The sequence below is a fragment of the Streptomyces sp. NPDC002690 genome (assembly GCF_053592415.1).
The window spans coordinates 1-19,815 of sequence record NZ_JBSFVR010000124.1; the positions used below are offsets into that span (position 1 = coordinate 1).

Genomic DNA, 19,815 nt, shown 5'->3' on the forward strand with positions numbered 1-19,815 from the left:
CGGATCCGCATGCACCACGGACGACCGCGGTACGTGCACCTTCGACGGTCTCGACAACGACCAGTACTACCTCCAGGAGACCGGTGTCCCCGAGGGGTACGTCCTTCCCAGGAACCCGGTGACCGGTCCGTACGTGATCGACGGCAACGACCAGGACATCACGGTCGATCTCACCAACGAGCACGGCGAGCCCGACAAGGGCTACGGCTACGGCGACAGCTACGGCGACGAGTACCAGTAAGGGGTCTTGGGGCCCGCCGGAACACAAGTTCCGGCGGGCCCCGTCCCCGTCCCGTGTACGGGCTGCCGTGTCCGCGGAGCACCACGCGTCCGGCGCGCACAGCAACCCCTGCCGCTCGCCCACATCACCGACCTACCTGCTTGCCTGCTTGCCTGCCTGCCTGCCTGCCTGCCTGCCGCGGACCGGACGGCCGGTGACCGGCGAAGCCGTGGCCGGAGCCGACCGGGCACCCGGGATACTGCTGATCATGCGCGTCGACTTCGATCCTCAGACCATGCGGTCGTCCTCCTTCTACCGGCTGATGACCGCCGTGGTCGTACCCCGGCCGATCGCCTGGGTCTCCACCGTCGCGGCGGACGGCACCGCCAACCTCGCACCACACTCCTTCTTCACCATCGCCTGTGTCACGCCCCCGGTCGTCCAGTTCACCTCGGTCGGCCGCAAGGACTCGCTGCTGAACATCGAGCAGACGGGCTCGTTCGTGGTGAACCTCGCACCCGAGCACCTCTTCGAGCAGATCAACGCCACCAGTACCGATTTCCCTCACGGCAAGAGCGAGTTCGAGGCGGTCGGCATCGCGACCGAGCCCAGCCTCCGAGTGACTCCGCCGCGGGTCGCGGCATCGCCGGTCGCGCTCGAATGCGAGCTGCACAGCACCGTGCGCCTGGGCGACTCCACCGTGGTCTTCGGCCGTGTCGTGCACGCGGCCGTCGACGAGGCGGTCCTGGTGGACGGCCACCCGGAGATCACCCGGATGCGTCCGCTCACGCGGCTCGGCAAGGACGAGTGGGGCACGCTCGGCGGCATCCGCGAGATCGCCCGGGTGCCCTGGGCGCAGTGGCAGAAGGACGAGAGGCCCGAAGGCCGGTGAACGGTCCGTGTGCTGCGGCCGCCGGAGGGTGCGGCCCTGCCCGTACGGACGAGCCGATGCGGCGCCGGGTGTCCGGCGCCGCCCAGGAGGCCCCGGACCGCGCCCCGGCACACCTCGGGGAATCCCCCTTCCACCGGAATACCGAGCGGGCGGAGAGGAAGAAGCAGGCCCGTACCGCCACCGAGGGGTCATGAGGGCATGAAAAAGCCCCAGGTCACGGCGAGTGAGTCCTGGGGCAATTCCGAGCCGCCTTCGGGATTCGAACCCGAGACCTACGCATTACGAGGCCCCACAGAATCATCCCGCCTGGTGCCGGGCCGTGCCACAGAATCCTGTTTCCCCAGGCCAGGAAGGTACGGCTCGACCGATACGTGCCACCCAATCCACCCCGTGCCACCCCGTCCGCTCACGCAGCGCTCACGCAAGCCCGGGCCTCCCGCGGACGGCGACAACGGGCTCATGCGCGGTGGCGCCCAGCGTGGGGTCAGATCTTGCCGAGGTCGACTTCCAGCGGGAAGGGAGCCGAAACCTTGACGAGACCGGTGAACACGTCCCCGTCTCGGTAGGTCCTGGTCGCGGGGTCTAGAATATATGTGTACATCAGGGGCACACCTATCGCGGCATGCTCGATCCGCCAGTAGAAGGCAATGCCGGATTTGGCGTACTGGTCCACCTTCACGATCCGGTCGGTGGTCTCCGACCCCGGTGAGACGACCTCCACCACCAACAGCACGTGCTCCGGACGAGTGGGCGTGATGTCGATGGTGTCCGCGCGATACACAACGACATCCGGACGGCGATTGGTGAGTGGGACGTCCTGAAGTCGGACATCGAAGTCCGTATCGGCGTTCCAGTCCGGCCCCGCAGCAGCCTCCAACGCATTCGCCAGAATCCGAGCCAGCCGGTTGTGACGCTTGGACGCACTGGGACTCACAACGACCATCCCGTCCACGATCTCGATTCCCGCACACTGCTCGTCGGACCAGGAGTCGTACTGCTCCGCCGTGATCTGCTCGTGCATCCACGCAGGGGCCACCATCTCGGCAGTCATGACGCACCTCCCGGACACCATGCGGGCGGGCCCGATCCCGCTGAGCTCAGCCTACTGTCTCAGGTCGTCCGGCACGCTGGACGACAGAACGGTCAGCGTGCGCGCTTCAGGCCGACCCGGCGACTGACGGCGGAGGACGGCCGTCGCGCTGTGTGGTGGAGGCCTCGACCTCGTCCAGATCTCCGACCCGCATGACGCCACCCCCGAAATCCGGCGGAAGCTGATCGCCTGCTGGATAGCTGTCACCAACGTGGGCAGCGAACCGAATTCCCCTTCCACCAGTCGGTGATCACGACGTCGCTCCTGTCCTGGACCGGGCCGTCGGCCAATCGACCCACAACAGAGCCGACTCCTCGTTGCTAAGGCTGCTGTTCTTGTCGTTCATCCGCGCGCCAGGCATTGCCCCCTCCCTGTGGTGCGCAGGAGGCGCGGGGCGTGGCCCGAGCCCGGCACACTGAGGCAGCGAGACCCCCAGCAGGAGAGCGGGTAGCGGGATGCACACCCAGTACGTACCACCACGGCCGAGCGAGACTCGCCAGGGGATCGAGTGGCTGAAGAACTTCGCCCCTGGTGACGGTGAAGCAGCTCAACTGCTTTTGAACAGCCTATGTTTCGTCTCCGAAACCATGTTCCGACAGGAACTGTTCACACGCCTGGCCGCTGTCCTGGCCGACGGACACATCGAGACACCGGCGTCCCTGTACAGCGTCCAGTCTTACGACCCGCCCGGCACGATGTTCCACGACCACGTGACGCCGGTGGTCTCCAGCGCGAGCAGCACGGGCAGTGAACTGGTCGTCCAGAACATCATCGGCGCCGTACGACGCAGCTTGGTCCCCGGCGTGAGCATCCGTGACGCCGCCGAACTCGGCATCCTCAGAGAGCGGCAGGTACGCAGCCTGGTGTTCGTTTCGGACCAGGCCGGCTCGGGACGCGAGTGCGAGGAGTACGCCCGCACCTGGCTGCGCAACAAGACCATCCGCAGTTGGAAGTCCCTGAAGCTGGTCAAGCTGTACCTGGTCCTGTTCACCGCCTCCTCCTCCGGGCTGCACCGCCTGCGCAGGAGCGGCCTCTACGACGGGATCTGGGTGGTGCGGCACGGCATGGACTTCGCCTCCGCCCAGTGGAACGATGCCGAGCGCGGCCGCATCCGGACCCTGTGCGAGAAGTACGCACGCCGCGAGGGGGAGGGTCTGGGCTGGGAAGGTAGTCAAGGGCTGGCCGTGTTCGAGCACACCGTGCCCAACAACTTGCCGTCCGTTCTCCGGCAACGAAGAGGACCGTCGCGGCGCCCCGGTGGCTGGGCACCGTTCTTCCAACACCGCACCGCACCACCGGATCTTATGCAGGAACTCGTCGGATATGCGCCGACGCACGACCGGGCACGGGGACTGCGCGCACTGGGTCAGCAGCGCCTTGCACATGCGGGCGAAATCCGCACCCGCTACCGCAGCGGGGTCCGCAACCTGGCCGAGATTCTGGGGCACCTCGCCGCTGGATGCCGTCATGCCGAGCAACTGGCCCGCGCCGTGTCGGTGTCCGTGCCCACCGCCGAAGAGGTCATCGTGCAGATACGTGCCTGGGGACTGATCGACGCTCAGAGTCGCCTGACGGATGCCGGATGGGCAGAACTGCGGGCAGCCAAGGCCAAGCCCCGCCGCGTACTTCAGCAATTGCAGGGCAGCCAGGAGCCCTACTATCCTCAACGTCTGCGGGAGAGCCGGTGGCCCTAGCGTAATCGGCGAGGTAATCGCCGAGGCAACGGCCTTCATTTGAGGGCCAGGCTGTGGCCGGTGGCCACATGCTGTGGACAAGCTGTCGTACGCCTGAGCCTTGAGATGCGCTGGTGCCCCTACGTGCGCCTGGTGCGCGCAGCTCAAGGCCCTAGCGGGATGACACCGAAGGTAGGACGTCATCGACTCTCCCGCACGCTACCGAAGACAGGGGCTCCAACGCGGCGTCGCGTCGGAAGTCATCGACGAGGCCCTGTCCCAGATACGGCGCCTTGACGCCAGGGGCCTGACGCCGGTCCTGACACTGGCCCACCTCGCGCATCTGACCGGCGCGCCCTATCTGTACCTGCGAGAAATCATCCAGCGCCGATGCGACCCCTACACGGAGTTCTCTCGCCCCAAGCGTGAGACCGGCAAGACACGCACCATCGCTGCACCGGACCCGGTTCTGATGGACGTGCAACGCTGGCTCCTGCACCAGATTTTCGGGCGGCTCACGCCCCATCAGGCCAGCTACGCCTATCAGCAAGGCCGCTCGGCCGTGCAGTGCGCCCAACGCCACCTCGGCGCCGCATGGCTGCTGAAGTTCGACCTGCACAACTTCTTCCCCTCCATCAATGAGCGAGCCGTCCAGGCGGTGGTGCATGCCGCCGGCTACAACAAGCTCATCTCTTTCGAGATCGCTCGCCTGTGCACCCGGGTCCCCTGGGTCGTGGAGTGGCCCTACTCCGGCAGCTCCTACCAGAGCATCGACACCTACAGGACGCCGAGAGTGGGCCACCTGCCTCAAGGCGCCCCCACCAGCGGGGCCTTGGCCAATGTTGTGGCCCGCCCGCTGGACGAGACGCTTTCCGCACTAGCCGAACGCTATGACCTGACGTACACCCGCTACGCAGATGACATGACCTTCTCGACGTTCCGGCGTTTCGAGCGTCCGGCGCTGACCCGCTGCGTCGCCGAGATCACCCAAGCTGTGGCCGCCGCGCCCTTCACATTGCATCGCAAGAAGACCCGCGTTGTCCCGCCCGGGGCACGGAAGATCGTTCTCGGCCTCCTGGTGGACGGCGACGAGGTGCGTCTGCCGCGGCAAACAAGAAAGAGGCTGGAGGACCACATCCGCGGGGCGGAGAAGTTCGGATTCACTGCCCATGTCGAACACATCGGATTCAGCTCATTACAGGGGTTCATTCACCACGTCGACGGGTTGCTGGCCTACGCTCAGGGAGTGGACACTGCCTGGGCCCGTCCACTGACACGCCAGTGGGAAGACCTGCTGGCCGCCGAAGGCTTCTCCGTTCTGGAACGCCGCCGGTGGTGACATGGCTCCTTAACCCGCCTCCGGCAACACCAGACCAACTGCTGCCAGCGTCGATCGACGTCCCTGTGGTCGCATCGGCGTCGGACTCTTGCCGGATGCCCGCCACAGGGCTGCCTGCGGACAGCAACTGCGCACGTTGCTCCGTGGCCATCCCTCTGGACGCTCGCATCGCACGTGGCCACCCCTTGGCTACCCCTCGCTCACGAAGCACGCCAGCGACCGTCAGGGAACGCCTGCCCTCTGGTCCGAAAAAGGTAAAAGCCCCAGGTCACGGCGAGTGAGTCCTGGGGCTTCTACAGAGCCGCCTTCGGGATTCGAACCCGAGACCTACGCATTACGAGTGCGTTGCTCTGGCCAACTGAGCTAAGGCGGCACGCCCTGTCACACCATGGTGCGATCAGCAGCGGGGCCAAGTCTACACAGTTTCCGATGGTGCTCCGTACCACCCGCCCCACGGGGCCTCCCCGCAGGTCAGGGCGGCGGAGCGGCCAGGCTGCGGGGGCCGGGTGCGGGCCTCGGGCCTCAGGTGCACTTGGTGCCCTTCTTCGGAACGGTGCCCTCCAGCAGATATCGGTTGATCGCGGTGTCGATGCAGTCGCTGCCCCGGCCGTACGCGGTGTGGCCGTCGCCGTCGTAGGTGAGCAGAGTGCCGGAGGTGAGCTGGTCGGCGAGGGAGACGGCCCACTTGTACGGGGTGGCCGGGTCGCGGGTGGTACCGACGACGAGGATCGGGTCGGCGCCCTTCGCGTGTGTCGCGTGCGGGGTGCCGGTGGGGTCGACCGGCCAGTACGCGCAGTTCAGGGCGGCCCACGCGAAGTTCTTCCCGAAGACCGGGGAGGCCTTCTCGAAGCTCGGGACGGCCTTCTCCACGGCGGAGCTGTCGGCGAAGGCGGCGGGCAGGTCGAGGCAGTTCACCGCGTAGTTGGCGTACATGAGGTTGGCGTACGAGCCGTCGGGCGAACGCTCGTAGTAGCTGTCGGAGAGGGCGAGCAGCCCGGATCCGTCACCGTGCTGGGCCCCGGCGATGGCCTCGCGGAGCTGGGGCCAGGCGGACTCGTCGTACATGGCGGCGATCACGCCCGTCGTCCCGAGGGACTCGCCCAGCTTCCGGTCCTCGCCGGTCGGGACCGGATGGGCGTCCAGGTCCTCGAAAAGCTTCTTCAGCTCCGCCGCCGCGTCGGCGGTGCTCGTGGTGCCCAGCGGGCAGTCCTTCTGCTTCACGCAGTCCGCCGCGAAGGACTCGAAGGCGCCCTCGAAGCCGGCCGTCTGGTCGCGGTTGACGTCGACGGCGGGCAGCGACGGGTCCAGCGCCCCGTCCAGGACCAGGCGGCCCACCCGGTCCGGGAACAGGTCGGCGTAGATCGCGCCCAGGTACGTCCCGTACGAGGCGCCTACGTAGTGCAGCTTCTCGTCGCCGAGGATCTCGCGCAGGATGTCCATGTCGCGGGCCGAGTCGACGGTGGAGACGTACGGGAGGATCTCGCCGGAGCGCTTCTCGCAGCCGTCGGCGAACTTCTTGAAGGCCGCGCTCAGCTTCTCGGTCTCCGCCTGGTCGTCCGGCGTCAGGTCGACCTGGGTGAACGCGTCCATCTCCTTGCCGGTCAGGCATTCGACGGGCTCGCTGCGGGCCACTCCGCGCGGGTCCACGGCCACCATGTCGTACCGGGCCCGGACCTGCGCGGGGTAGCCGAGGGCCGCGTACCCCTGGAGGTACTCGACGGCCGAGCCGCCCGGGCCGCCCGGGTTCACCAGGAGGGAGCCGATCCGCTCGCCCGGCCCGGTCGCCTTCTTCCGGGAGACGGCCAGATCGACGTCCCCGTCACCGGGCTTCTGGTAGTTCTTCGGCGCCTTCATCGTCGCGCACTGGAAGCCTTCGACGCCGCACTCGCCCCACTTCAACTTCTGCGCGTAGTAGGGGGCGAGATCCTTGGCGGCCACGGTCGCCGAGGAGCCGACGGCGGACGCGCTGGGCGTCGAACCGCCGCTCGTGCAGCCGGAGACGAGCAGGCCGGCAGTGCCGAGCCCGATGGCGAGGGTCTGGAGCAGGCGCCTGGAGTCCATGCCCGGAGCGTAGTCGCCCCGTGACGAGTCGTCCGATTTCCTCCTCATTCGGGTGAACGGGAAGTGCGGCATCCGACGTGGCGTGCGCGCGCCCCGCGCGCGCTCAGCCCGCGCGCAGCGCCATCGTCATCGCCTCCACCGCCAGCAGCGGCGCGACGTTCCGGTCGAGGGCGCGGCGGCAGGCGATCACCGCCTCGATACGGCGGAGGGTCTGCGCCGGCCCCGAGGACTCGGCGATCCGGTCGAGCGCGTCCCGTACGTCGGTGTTGGCGAGGGCGATCCGCGAGCCCATCTGGAGGGCCAGCACATCGCGGTAGAACCCGGTGAGGTCGGTGAGGGCGAGATCGAGGCTGTCGCGCTGGGTACGCGTCTTGCGCCGCTTCTGCTTGTCCTCCAGCTCCTTCATCACGCCCGCCGTGCCCCGCGGCATCCGGCCGCCCGCCGCCGCGCCGAGCGCCGCCTTCATCTCCTCGGTCTCCTTGACGTCGACCTCCTCGGCCACCTGCTTGGCGTCCTCGGCGGCCGTGTCGATGAGCTCCTGCGCCGCCTTGAGGCAGCCGCCCACGTCCGCGACGCGCAGCGGGACCTTGAGCACGGCGGCCCGGCGGGCCCGCGCCCGGTCGTCCGTCGCCAGCCGGCGGGCACGCCCGATGTGGCCCTGGGTGGCGCGGGCCGCGGAGTGGGCGCGCTCGGGGTCGATGCCGTCACGGCGGATGAGTACGTCCGCCACCGCCTCCACCGGGGGCGTGCTCAGCGTGAGGTGGCGGCAGCGGGAACGGATGGTGGGCAGCACGTCCTCCAGCGACGGTGCGCAGAGCAGCCACACCGTACGCGGGGCGGGCTCCTCCACGGCCTTGAGCAGGACGTTCCCCGCACCCTCGGTCAGGCGGTCGGCGTCCTCCAGGACGATGACCTGCCAGCGGCCCACGGCAGGCGAGAGCTGGGCGCGGCGCACCAGTTCACGGGTCTCCTTCACACCGATGGAGAGGAGGTCCGTGCGGATCACCTCGACGTCGGCGTGGGTACCGATGAGGCTGGTGTGGCAGCCGTCGCAGAACCCGCAGCCGGGGGCGCCGCCCATCGCCCGGTCGGGGCTGGTGCACTGGAGGGCGGCGGCGAAGGCCCGGGCGGCGGTGGACCTGCCGGAACCGGGCGGTCCGGTGAACAGCCAGGCGTGCGTCATCTTCGAGCCCTGGGGCACGGGCTCACGCCGGGCCGTCGCGGTGACCAGGACGTCGGCGTCACGGGCGGCAGCCGAGAGCTGCTCCTGCACCCGGTCCTGACCGACCAGGTCGTCCCATACGGACATGGTCACCGCCCTTCCGGTGGTGTCGTGCGGTCCTGCGGTGACAAGAACCGGAGGCGTACTGCGCGCCCGCGGTCCTGCGGTGCGGGAAGCAGGAGGCATGACTGCGCGCTTCCATTGTGGGGGACCCCGCCGACAATCCCGACGCCGTACGGATTTCGGGGGCCCTCTCCCGGTCCCCCGACGACGCGGACGCCCCCCGGTCCGGTGATCCGGTCCGGGGGGCGTCCACCGCGCCGTACTCGTACGGCGGGGCGACCGTCAGCGGCGCGGACGCCGGCGGCCCTTGCCGAAGCCGTCCGGTTCGTCGTCCTCATGTCCGCCGAGGAGCTCGTCGGCGAGCGTCGGCAGATCGTCCAGCGGGGTCTCCTCGGCCCAGTCCGGACGCGGCCGGCGCGGGCGGGCCGCCTGCTCGTACGCGGCCCGGTCGGCGGCCGGATCACCGCTGATCTGCGGCAGCTCGCGGGTCCGCTCGGTCTCGCTCTCCGCGGCTGAGGACGCCGGGCCCTCGTCCCGGAAGATGCCCCGGGGAACACGGTCGGCCGGAGCGTCGGGGCGGTACGCCGGAAGGACGGTGGTCTCGTCCGCCGCGTCCGCCTCCTCGCGGTACGCGGGCAGGACGGTGGTCTCGTCGTTCTCCGGCGATCCGGCGGACCCCGTCCGCCCCTCGGCGCCGCGTGATCCGTCCGAACCGACAGCACCGTCCGGGGACGAGTCCGGCCCGCCCCGCGTCGGCCGCACCTTCGGGACCTGCTGGGTGACCTCGTTCGGGTTCACCAGCGGCGTGGGCACCGTCAGCTCGTCACCGGAACCACCGGAAGTACCGGAAGTGTCCGAAGCACCCGAAGTGCTGGAAGCACCGCCCGCACCCACCGACCCCGACTTCGTCCACGGGTCCCGGGCCACACGCTCCGCCTCGGCACGCTCCGCCTCAGCCTTGCGCTCCGCCTCAGCCTTGCGCTCCGCCTTGCGCTCCGCCTCCGCCTTGCGCGCGGCTTCCGCACGCTCGGCGGCCACCCTCTCCGCCTCCGCACGGGCCGCGGCATCGGCCTTCGCCCGGGCGGCGGCTTCGGCCGCCGCACGCTCGGCGGCCTCCTCCTCGGCCCGGCGGCGGGCGGCCTCGGCGCGCACCAGGGCCTCCTCTGCCTTGCGCTGCTTCTCCAGCCGGAGTTCCTCGGCCTCCTTGCGGAGCCGGGCCTCCTCGGCGGCCTGGAGGCGCAGCCGCTCCTGCTCGGCCTCGCGCGCCTTCTCCTCGGCCTCGCGCCTGCGGCGGTCCTCCTCCTCGCGGAGGCGGAGCTCCTCGGCGCGCTGCCGGGCCTCCTCGGCCTGCCGCTCGGCCTCGGCCTGCCGGGCCTCCTCCAGCTCGCGCTGCTTGCGCTCCTCCTCCTCGGCGCGGAGCTTGGCGAGCTGCGCCTGGCGCTCGCGCTCCAGCCGCTCCTCCTCCGCCTTGCGGGCGGCCTCTTCCTCCGCCTTGCGCCGGGCCTCCTCCTCGGCCGCCTTGCGCGCCTCTTCCTGGGCCTTGATCTCGGCCTCGGAGAGCGGCAGGACCCGGTCGAGCCGGTGGCGTACGACGGTGGTGATGGCCGCCGGCTCCTGGCCCGCGTCCACGACGAGGTACCGGACCGGGTCGGCCGCCGCGAGGGTCAGGAAGCCGGAGCGCACCCGGGCGTGGAACTCCGGCGGCTCGGACTCCAGCCGGTCGGGCGCCTCGGTGAACCGTTCCCGCGCGGTGGCGGGGTCGACGTCCAGCAGCACCGTCAGATGCGGGACGAGTCCGGTGGTCGCCCAGCGCGAGATGCGGGCGATCTCGACGGGCGAGAGGTCCCGGCCGGCGCCCTGGTAGGCGACGGACGAGTCGATGTAGCGGTCGGAGATGACGACCGCGCCGCGTTCCAGGGCCGGGCGGACGACGGAGTCGACGTGCTCGGCGCGGTCGGCGGCGTACAGCAAGGCTTCGGCGCGGTTCGAGAGTCCGGCCGACGACACGTCGAGGAGGATCGAACGGAGCCGCTTGCCGACCGGCGTGGCCCCCGGTTCGCGGGTCACGACGACCTCGTGGCCCTTGGCCCGGATCCACGAGGCGAGTGCCTCGACCTGGGTGGACTTCCCGGCGCCGTCGCCGCCCTCCAGGGCGATGAAGAAACCGGTGGCGGCGGGCGCGACGGCCGGGTCGCCGCCGCGCAGCGCCTCGCGCAGGTCGCGCCGGAGCGGGACCCCTGCGCGGTCGTCCGTCTTGGCGAGGACGAGCGCGGCGACGGGCAGCAGCAGGGCGCCGATGAGCATCAGGGCGAAGGCGGCGCCGCCGTGGGCGAAGACGAAGTCCCCGGCGACGAGGCGGTGCCGGCCGAACGCGGCGGCCAGCAGCGGTCCGGCGACGGCGCCGATCGCGACGGCCACCCGGACGACCGCCTGGAGGTGCTCGGTGGTCTTCGCCCGCCGAGGCTCCTCGGTCTCCTGGTCGATCAGGGCGTGGCCGGTCTGCGCGGCGACCCCCGCGGTCCAGCCGGCGAACAGAGCGATCATCAGCCCGGTCGCCGTGTCCGGCACCAGGCCGAGCACCAGCAGCGCCACACCGGTGAGGGCGAGCGCGAGGGCGAACAGCCGCCGCCGCGACAGTGCGGGCAGCACCTTCGCGGCGGTACGGATACCGAGGGCGGTGCCACCGGTCAGTCCGAGGATCAGCAGCGCGTACGTGGCGGGCCCGCCGCCCAGGTCCGCCGCCTGGAGCACGGCGGCACCCGCGGCCGCCGCGACCGCTCCGGCGACGGCCGCGCCGGCGGCGACGATCAGCGGGAGGGCGCCGGTACGGCCCTTGCCGTCACCGGTCCCCTCCGCCCCGGCGGCCCGTCGGCGCAGGCCCTCCAGCGGCGAACGCGGCCGAGGCGTGGGGAAGCCCGGCAGTTCGAGGAAGTACAGGGTCGAGATGGAGGCCGAGAACAGTCCGGCCGCGACGTACGAGCCGAGAGCCGCCTGGTGCAGCGAGAACCAGTCCAGGCCCGTTCCCAGGAGGTTGCCGACCAGGGTCGCCACCAGCAGGACCACCGCGGCGGCGGGCACCGCGAGGAAGTCCGTACGCAGGGAGAGCCGGCGCAACGCGTCGAGGTGGTCGGGGAGCGGACGTACCGCCGCGCCCTCGATCGGCGGGGCCGGCAGCAGCGCGGGAGCCGCGCTCTCCTTGGCCACCGCCCACAGGCGTTCCCCGGCCCCGGTCACGAAGACGGTGATCAGGATCATCAGGAGCGCGTTGTCCGGCGTCCAGTCGATCCAGAGCGGCGCGACGACCAGCAGCGCGAGCCGCAGCCCGTCGACGCCGATCATCAGCCATCGCCGGTCCAGTACCCCGCCCGGTGCCGTGAGCGACGTCAACGGCCCCAGGAGTACGGCTCCGAAGAGCAAGGTGGAAAAGATCCGGACACCGAAGACGGCGGCGACGGCGAAGGCCGCCCCGCGGTATCCGGTGCCGAATGAGCCCTCCAGGACCGCTGCTTGCAGCGACAACAGCACCAGCACGAGGACGGCGAGTGCGTCGCCGATCCCGCCGACGAGCTGGGCGCTCCACAACCGCCTCAGCGGCTGGATGCGCAGCAGAGCCCGTAGGGCGCGCTCGCGTGAGTCTGCGGCAAGTGTGTCGGAGGTGGGGCTCACGACCGTTGGCTGCTCGGCTCGCGTCATCCGTCCAGCCTATCGGCAGCCGTACGGTCGCCGTTGCCCCGGCCGAACATACGACCGTGTGGCATCCCTGAAACTTCCGGGACGGAACCGGCCCGATGAGCGCCCCCGCCTCCTTCCCGGGCCGTCCGGAAACCACCCCTGAGAGGGAGGTGCCCCGGACACACGTCCGCCGCCCCCGGTCGGAAATCGGGGGCGGCGGACGGCGTGTCGCGGGTCGCGGTGCGGACCGCGTCCCGAAGGAGCCTGCTCAGTCCTCCGTGGACGTCGCGGAGGGGGCGGCGGCGCTCGTCGCCTTCTTCGCCGTCGTGGTCTTCTTCGCGGCGGCGGTGGTCTTCTTCGCCGTCGTGGTCTTCTTCGCCGCGGTGGTCTTCTTGGCCGCGGCCGTCGTCTTCTTGGCCGGGGCCTTCTTCGCCGTGGTGGCCTTCTTGGCAGGTGCCTTCTTCGCGGCCGTCTTCTTCTTGACGGGTCCCTTGGCACGCTTCTCGGCGAGCAGCTCGTACCCGCGCTCGGGGGTGAGCTCCTCCACGCTGTCGCCCGTACGCAGGGTCGCGTTCGTCTCGCCGTCCGTGACGTACGCGCCGAAGCGGCCGTCCTTCACGACCACCGGGGCCCCGCTGACCGGGTCGGTGCCCAGTTCCTTCAGCGGCGGCTTGGCGGCGGCCCGGCCGCGCTGCTTGGGCTGCGCGTAGATGGCGAGGGCCTCGTCGAGGGTGATGTCGAAGAGCTGGTCCTCGGAGGTGAGCGACCGCGAGTCCGTCCCCTTCTTCAGGTACGGGCCGTAGCGGCCGTTCTGCGCGGTGATCTCGACGCCCTCGGCGTCCTGGCCGACGACGCGCGGCAGCGACATCAGCTTGAGCGCGTCGGCCAGCGTCACCGTGTCGAGCGACATCGACTTGAACAGGGAGGCGGTCCGCGGCTTCACGGCGTTCTTGCCGGTGGTCGGCGTGCCCTCGGGCAGCACCTCGGTGACGTACGGGCCGTACCGGCCGTCCTTGGCGATGATCTGGTTGCCGGACACGGGGTCGGTGCCCAGCTCGAAGTCGCCGCTCGGCTTGGCGAGCAGCTCCTCCGCCAGCTCGACGGTGAGCTCGTCCGGGGCCATGTCGTCGGGGACGTCGGCGCGCTGGTGTCCCTCGGAGTCCTTCTCGCCGCGCTCGATGTACGGGCCGTACCGGCCGACGCGGAGCTTGATGTCGTTGCCGACGGGGAACGAGGAGATCTCGCGGGCGTCGATGGCGCCGAGGTCGGTGACGAGTTCCTTCAGGCCGCCGAGGTGGTCGCCGTCGCCGTTGCCGACGTCGGAGGCCGCGCCGGCACCGGCCGTGTCCTCGCCGGCGCCGAAGTAGAAACGCTTCAGCCACGGCACGGACTGGGCCTCGCCCCGCGCGATGCGGTCGAGGTCGTCCTCCATCCGCGCGGTGAAGTCGTAGTCGACGAGCCGGCCGAAGTGCTTCTCCAGCAGGTTGACGACGGCGAAGGAGAGGAAGGACGGGACGAGCGCCGTGCCCTTCTTGAAGACGTAACCGCGGTCGAGAATCGTCCCGATGATCGAGGCGTACGTCGACGGGCGGCCGATCTCGCGCTCTTCGAGCTCCTTGACCAGCGAAGCCTCGGTGTAGCGGGCCGGCGGCTTGGTGGAGTGTCCGTCGGAGGTGATCTCCTCGGCGGAGAGCGCGTCGCCCTCGGCGACCTGCGGCAGCCTGCGCTCGCGGTCGTCCAGCTCGGCGTTCGGGTCGTCGGCGCCCTCGACGTACGCCTTCATGAAGCCGTGGAAGGTGATCGTCTTGCCGGAGGCGGAGAACTCGGCGTCCCGGCCGTCGCTCGCCCGGCCGCCGATCTTGACGGTGACGGAGTTGCCGACCGCGTCCTTCATCTGGGACGCGACGGTCCGCTTCCAGATCAGCTCGTACAGACGGAACTGGTCGCCGGTCAGGCCGGTCTCGGCCGGGGTGCGGAAGCGGTCGCCGGACGGGCGGATCGCCTCGTGCGCCTCCTGGGCGTTCTTGACCTTCACGGCGTAGGTGCGCGGCTTCTCCGGCAGGTAGTTCGCACCGTACAGCTCGGTGACCTGCGCGCGGGCGGCAGTGATCGCCGTGTCCGAGAGGGTCGTGGAGTCCGTACGCATGTAGGTGATGAAGCCGTTCTCGTACAGCTTCTGCGCGACCTGCATGGTGGCCTTCGCCCCGAAGCCGAGCTTGCGGCTCGCCTCCTGCTGGAGCGTGGTCGTACGGAACGGGGCGTACGGCGAGCGGCGGTACGGCTTCGACTCGACCGAGCGGACCGCGAAGGCGGAGTCGGCGAGGGCGGCGGCCAGAGCCCGGGCGTTCGTCTCGTCCAGGTGCATGACCTGGCCGGAGGCGGCCTTCAGCAGCCCGTCCGCGCCGAAGTCGCGGCCTTGGGCGACACGGCGCCCGTCGACCGCGCTGAGACGGGCGATCAGGGTGGACGGGTCCGAGGCGTCACCGGTGCGCCCGGTGGCGAAGGTGCCCGTCAGATCCCAGTACGAGGCGGAGCGGAAGGCGATGCGCTCGCGCTCCCGCTCGACGACGAGCCGGGTGGCGACGGACTGGACACGGCCCGCCGACAGCCGGGGCATGACCTTCTTCCACAGGACCGGCGAGACCTCGTAGCCGTAGAGACGGTCGAGGATGCGGCGGGTCTCCTGGGCGTCGACCATGCGCTGGTTGAGCTCGCGCGGGTTGGCGACGGCGGCCCGGATCGCGTCCTTGGTGATCTCGTGGAAGACCATCCGGTGGACCGGGACCTTGGGCTTGAGGACTTCCTGCAGGTGCCACGCGATGGCTTCGCCCTCGCGGTCCTCATCGGTGGCGAGGAAGAGTTCGTCGGACTCGGCCAGCAGCTGCTTGAGCTTCCTGACCTGGGCCTTCTTGTCCGCGTTGACGACGTAGACGGGCTGGAAGTCATGCTCGACGTCGACTCCGAGCCGCCGGACCTCGCCGGTGTACTCGTCGGGGACCTCGGCCGCGCCGTTCGGGAGGTCGCGGATGTGCCCGACGCTCGCCTCGACGACGTATCCGGGGCCGAGATAGCCCTTGATCGTCTTCGCCTTGGCAGGCGACTCGACGATGACGAGTCGGCGGCCGCCCTCTGCGGTCTCGCTGGTCGGGGACAACTTCGCTCTTCTCTCCGGTCGGCACTCGATGCGCATCCACACGGCGGCTGGGAGCCACTGGAGGTGCTGTCGCTGCGGAGTGTGACGGTACAACCCGCCCCCGTGTCAAACGGCAAAAGCCCGCAACGGCCACTCGAACGGTAACCCGACTTCCGGCATTCCTGCCGCCCGGACTGTCCCTTCCACACCGGGTACGGCCACTGCCTGCGGGTTTCGAGACGGCCGGGAAGGGGTGCGGAGGCGGCGCGGAGAGGGTGCGGGGCACGTGTGAAGAGGGGTGCTCCGGCACCCGGCACGGGCGGTCCGCCAGACCGCCGGACCGTACACCGACACGCCGGATTCGATCAGATGCCGGTGAGGACCCACACGCCGAGGACGAGGAAAAGTACGCCGAAGACCGTCGAAAGCACGGCGGCGGATACGGGGCTCACTCCCAGGGCCACCGGCGCGCGCCGGGCCGTGCGCGCCCCCGTCCAGATGAGGAGCGCGGCGCCGAACAGCGCGAAGACCGATCCCCCGATGACCGCCGGTCCGCTCTCCATGTCTCCGCACCCCTGTCCTGGCCCGCGCGCCGGGCCCGGCGGCCCCGGTCGGCCGGGCCCGAGCGGGGCCGGCTCGCCCACGGGACGCGCAGGGGGAGGCTGTCACCCCCGGACGTCGGCCACGCGAACCCCGGGTGAACAGCGGACCCGACGTGGCTGCCGGACGGCCGCCCCCGCAGGGGTGCCCACGGCGCGACCGGCGCGAATCCCCCTGCTCGGGCCGTGTGCTGCTGCTCGGGCCATGTGCTGCTGCTCGGGCGGGGCGCCCGTCCGAGCGGCGCCCGCCCTCCCCGGCCGCGTCCCCTCAGGCCGCGTGCCCGGTCCTGTCCGCGCCCGGGGTCACCGGCTCCAGGAAGCCCTCCTCGACCAGGAGCCTGATCGCCTGGGGGGTACGGTCCCGCAGCAGCACCGGATCCTCACCCATCAACTGGGCGATGGCGTCCAGAATGCGGCCGGCCGGCAGCGAGCCGTCACAGACACCCGCGAAGCCCGCACCCACCGAGTCGACCTTGGTGGCCCGGCGCATGCCGCGGTGCTGGCGCAGCACCACGTGCTCGGGGTCCTCGGCCCCCGGCAGCCCGACCTGCTCCTGCACAACCTCCTCGGCGAGCGTGAAATGGCCCGCGAGCAGCGAGGCGTCGTCCTGGGCACGCAGATAGTCCTGGCGGGCGAAGTGTGCCAGGACGGCCGGTCCGAGGGGCTGCTCGATCGAGTGCGGCCACTCCTCCACGACGACCGACGGATTCCCGGCGGCGGCCGCGGCGGACTTGCGGAGGGTGATCCAGCCAAATCCGACCGCGGTGGTCCCGCGCGCCTCGAACTCGTCGAGCCATGCCTCGTAACGAGCGGTGTACTCGGCCGGATCGGAGCGGTGGTCACCGCTGTCGCGCAGCCACAGCTCGGCGTACTGGGTGACGTCCTGCACCTCCCGCTGCACGATCCAGGCGTCGCAGCCGGCCGGCACCCAGGAACGGAGCCGGTCCTGCCACTCCTCGCCCTCCACGTGCTGCCAGTTGGCGAGGAACTGGGCGTACCCGCCGTCGTTCAGCCGGGCGCCCGACTGCTGGACCAGGGTGCGGCAGAGGTCGTCGCCGCCCATGCCACCGTCGCGGTAGGTGAGGCGGGCGCCGGGCGAGATGACGAACGGCGGATTCGAGACAATCAGGTCGTAGGTCTCCTCGGCGACCGGTTCGAAGAGTGACCCCTCCCGCAGATCGGCCGGGGCGGCGCCGGAGAGGGCGAGCGTGAGCCGCGTGAAGTCCAGGGCGCGCGGGTTGAGGTCGGTGGCGGTGACGCGCGTGGCGTGCTGTGCCGCGTGGAGCGCCTGGATACCTGAGCCCGTGCCCAGGTCGAGGGCGGAGGCCACCGCGGTACGGACCGTGATCCCGGCGAGCGTGGTGGAGGCGCCACCGACCCCGAGGACGACTCCCTCCTCGTGCGATCCGATGCCGCCCGCGCCTCCGACGGCGCAGCCGAGGTCGGAGACGATGAACCAGTCCTCGCCCTCCGGGCCGCCGTACGGGCGGACGTCGACGGTCGCCCGTACCTCGCCGTCCGCCTCGCGCACCCAGCCGTCCGACAGGCAGGCGGCGAGCGGGAGGGCGGCCTTCGCCCGCTCCACCGGAACGGGCCGCTGAAGAAGGAAGAGCCGCACCAGCGTGTCGAGCGCGGCGTCGCCCCGGGTGGCGCGCAGCGCGGGAACCGTCTCGGCGCGCGCGAGGGCCGCGTAGGCCGGTGCGCCGAGCAGTTCCAGGAGTCCGTCCGCGGTGAACGCCGCCGCGAGCAGCGCCTCACGGAGTGCGGGAACGTGTTCTGACCGCGGAAGGCGGGGCCCCGAGGGGCTCGTCGGTGCTGAGGGGCTCTTCGTACTCACGCCCCCATTGTCGCCGCTCCCCCCGACAACGGCAGCGGCCCGGCCCCCCACGCGGGGTGACCGGGCCGGTGCGGCGGAAGACGCGGGGAAGCCACGCGGGCGACGGCGGCTACGAGGCCTTGGCCGTCGAGGCCGGGGCACCCGATCCGGGAGAGGAAGAAGCGGCGGGGCTCTTGCAGCTGTCCTGCTTGGCCATGGCGTTACCGACCTCGCCGGACTGCAGCTTGTTCAGCGCGTCGGAGCCGCTGCCGCTGATGTTCTTCAGTTCGTCGGCGATGTCCTTGAGGCCGTCGGCGAACTTCGCCTGGTCCTCGGTGTCGAGCGCGTCCACCTTGGTCTTGAGCTTCGCGTACGCCTCGGAGGAGGCGTTGAGCCCCTTCACCGCCTCCTGCTGCGTGGCCTCACCGTCGTCGACGGGCGGGGCGCCGGCCGAGTCCACGGCCGAGCCGAGCGCCTTGTACGCCTCCGAGATCTGCTGGAAGGCGGCCGAGTCGGTCCGCTGCACGTCGGCGGGCTGGCTGTTGTCCGCGGTCTGCTCCTGGATGGCGGCGTTGGCGTCCGCGATCTTCTGCAGCTGCGGCTGGATCTGGTCGCACACCTTCTTGGCCCAGGCGTCGACCTCGTCGTTGCTGTCGTCGCTGCTGCAACCCGTCAGCGTCAGTACGAGTACCGCACCGCCGGACAGTGCGGCCGCAAGCTTCTTGTTCACCGAATCGGTCCCTTCCAAGGCTCTCGGCCCCGGAACTTACACGCCAAGTGGGCGACATCCGGGCGCCGGTCTCCCGGTACGTGCCCTTTTGCAGCCATTTGCATCAAGAGACACGAGGGAGATTCAACTCACCCTCCGCAGCCGTGCCGACCAGGCGAACCACCCCGCGGACGGCACCCCTACCTTCACCCGAACGGATGAATGCCTCGCGCACGGAGCCCCGCGCTCGGCCTGCGTGACGAAGAGTCCGTCACCCTCCGCCTGACGAACGGCATGTGACTGTTCGTCATGCTCTGACCTCGGGAGAGAGCCGGAACCTCCCACCGATCGCCACACGGTTCCGCCTCGCGGCAATGGTGGGCGCGGGGTCGCGGGCGGCGTCAGGGAAGTGCCTGGCGCGCGGGAACGCCCGGCCGACCGGGGAGAGTGCGCCGGTGCGCCACGAAACGGCAGGTACACGGAAGGCGGTGAGCCCTCGCGTCAGCGGGCGCCCGTGACCGCTCTCAGCAGTCGTCATGGGGCACCGGAACAAGGGCACTCGACCCGAGAGATGTGACGAGACGCACCCTGCGCGCACCATCGCACCCTCGCGAGCACCGGGCTTCAACGGCCTCAACGGCCTCAACGGCTTCAACAGTCGTATCAGCCGAACAGCCGTACAAGCTGGACAACCCCAGCAGGCCCGTGCGTCACCAGGGCGGACCACCGGGAAACCGATCAGGGAAAGACCACCGCGGGCGCGGTCGGCCAGGTCATACGGATCACGCCACCGTTCACCCCCGACCGGACCTCCACGTCGTCGACCAGCCCCTTGATGACGGCAAGGCCCATCTCGTCCTCGCCTTCACCATCCGGGTCCGGCTCCGGATCGTCGAGTCCCACCGGTACGGCCGACGAGGCGGCCCGGCGTGCGCCGGGAACGGCGCCTTGGGCATCGCTCCCCGGACCTGGCACATCGTCGCCGACCTCGATGGAGAACGACTTCTCCTCGTCCGTCAGCACCACGGCCACGGGGGTGTCGATGCCGTGAGCGTGGTGCAGCCCGACAGCCCGACTGCATGCCTCGCCCACCGCGAGTCTGACCTCGTCGAGCACCGCCTCGTCGACGCCGGCCCGGCGTGCCACAGCGGCTGCCACCAGGCGGGCCGTCCGGACATGTTCAGGCTGTGCGCTGAAGCGGAGTTCAACGGTGGCCATGAGATCCCCCTCGAACGTAGGGCGTGCGTCTCAGAGGCCCGGGCGTGACGCCCGTACCCCTGGTCTTTCCGGAGCCCGCTGAGCGGACGGCCGACCTCTCGGTCGGCC

General features: G+C 70.6%; 13 protein-coding genes and 1 tRNA gene. 4 read left to right on the top strand and 10 right to left on the bottom strand.

Going from position 1 to position 19,815, the window contains the following annotated elements:
* Together ACWD3D_RS17475 and ACWD3D_RS17480 are read left to right on the top strand one after the other, a co-directional pair.
* The coding region (locus ACWD3D_RS17475; protein ID WP_451461723.1) for a prealbumin-like fold domain-containing protein at positions 1–241 on the top strand (241 nt) is incomplete at its 5' end.
* Positions 242–488: 247 nt separating this feature from the next.
* Positions 489–1,112: a flavin reductase family protein gene (locus tag ACWD3D_RS17480; protein WP_451461733.1), complete on the top strand. Its 624-nt coding sequence runs from the start codon at positions 489–491 to the stop codon at positions 1,110–1,112.
* A gap of 484 nt (positions 1,113–1,596) precedes the next feature.
* Here the strand turns inward: ACWD3D_RS17480 and ACWD3D_RS17485 are convergent, their stop codons facing one another.
* On the bottom strand, positions 1,597–2,163 hold the full coding sequence (locus ACWD3D_RS17485; protein ID WP_451461724.1) for a Uma2 family endonuclease: 567 nt from the start codon (positions 2,161–2,163) through the stop codon (positions 1,597–1,599).
* A gap of 494 nt (positions 2,164–2,657) precedes the next feature.
* On the opposite strand from ACWD3D_RS17485, the gene ACWD3D_RS17490 reads away from it, so the two are divergent.
* The gene (locus ACWD3D_RS17490) at positions 2,658–3,896 is read left to right on the top strand and encodes a phosphoribosyltransferase-like protein (protein ID WP_451461725.1); all 1,239 of its coding nucleotides are present in this window, start codon (positions 2,658–2,660) and stop codon (positions 3,894–3,896) included.
* Between the two features lie 358 nt (positions 3,897–4,254).
* Positions 4,255–5,214 (top strand): reverse transcriptase family protein, encoded by a 960-nt coding sequence (locus tag ACWD3D_RS17495; RefSeq protein ID WP_451461734.1) that lies wholly within the window; start codon positions 4,255–4,257, stop codon positions 5,212–5,214.
* A gap of 299 nt (positions 5,215–5,513) precedes the next feature.
* Here the strand turns inward: ACWD3D_RS17495 and ACWD3D_RS17500 are convergent.
* From ACWD3D_RS17500 to ACWD3D_RS17540, 9 genes are all read right to left on the bottom strand, one after another.
* A tRNA-Thr gene (locus ACWD3D_RS17500) sits at positions 5,514–5,587 on the bottom strand.
* Positions 5,588–5,736: 149 nt separating this feature from the next.
* Positions 5,737–7,275 (bottom strand): alpha/beta hydrolase, encoded by a 1,539-nt coding sequence (locus tag ACWD3D_RS17505; RefSeq protein WP_451461726.1) that lies wholly within the window; start codon positions 7,273–7,275, stop codon positions 5,737–5,739.
* A gap of 103 nt (positions 7,276–7,378) precedes the next feature.
* The gene (locus tag ACWD3D_RS17510) at positions 7,379–8,584 is read right to left on the bottom strand and encodes a DNA polymerase III subunit delta' (RefSeq protein ID WP_451461727.1); all 1,206 of its coding nucleotides are present in this window, start codon (positions 8,582–8,584) and stop codon (positions 7,379–7,381) included.
* A gap of 258 nt (positions 8,585–8,842) precedes the next feature.
* Positions 8,843–12,253 (bottom strand): dTMP kinase, encoded by a 3,411-nt coding sequence (gene tmk, locus ACWD3D_RS17515; RefSeq protein WP_451461728.1) that lies wholly within the window; start codon positions 12,251–12,253, stop codon positions 8,843–8,845.
* Positions 12,254–12,500: 247 nt separating this feature from the next.
* Positions 12,501–15,386, bottom strand: coding sequence for a type I DNA topoisomerase (gene topA, locus ACWD3D_RS17520; protein ID WP_451461729.1), 2,886 nt, complete (start codon positions 15,384–15,386; stop codon positions 12,501–12,503).
* A gap of 344 nt (positions 15,387–15,730) precedes the next feature.
* Positions 15,731–15,928, bottom strand: coding sequence for a hypothetical protein (locus ACWD3D_RS17525; RefSeq protein ID WP_451461730.1), 198 nt, complete (start codon positions 15,926–15,928; stop codon positions 15,731–15,733).
* Between the two features lie 304 nt (positions 15,929–16,232).
* Positions 16,233–17,714 (bottom strand): DUF7059 domain-containing protein, encoded by a 1,482-nt coding sequence (locus ACWD3D_RS17530; protein ID WP_451461735.1) that lies wholly within the window; start codon positions 17,712–17,714, stop codon positions 16,233–16,235.
* 196 nt (positions 17,715–17,910) lie between these two features.
* Positions 17,911–18,510 (bottom strand): small secreted protein, encoded by a 600-nt coding sequence (locus ACWD3D_RS17535; RefSeq protein ID WP_451461731.1) that lies wholly within the window; start codon positions 18,508–18,510, stop codon positions 17,911–17,913.
* Positions 18,511–19,227: 717 nt separating this feature from the next.
* The gene (locus ACWD3D_RS17540) at positions 19,228–19,707 is read right to left on the bottom strand and encodes an ATP-binding protein (protein WP_451461732.1); all 480 of its coding nucleotides are present in this window, start codon (positions 19,705–19,707) and stop codon (positions 19,228–19,230) included.
* Between the last annotated feature and the right edge of the window lie 108 nt (positions 19,708–19,815).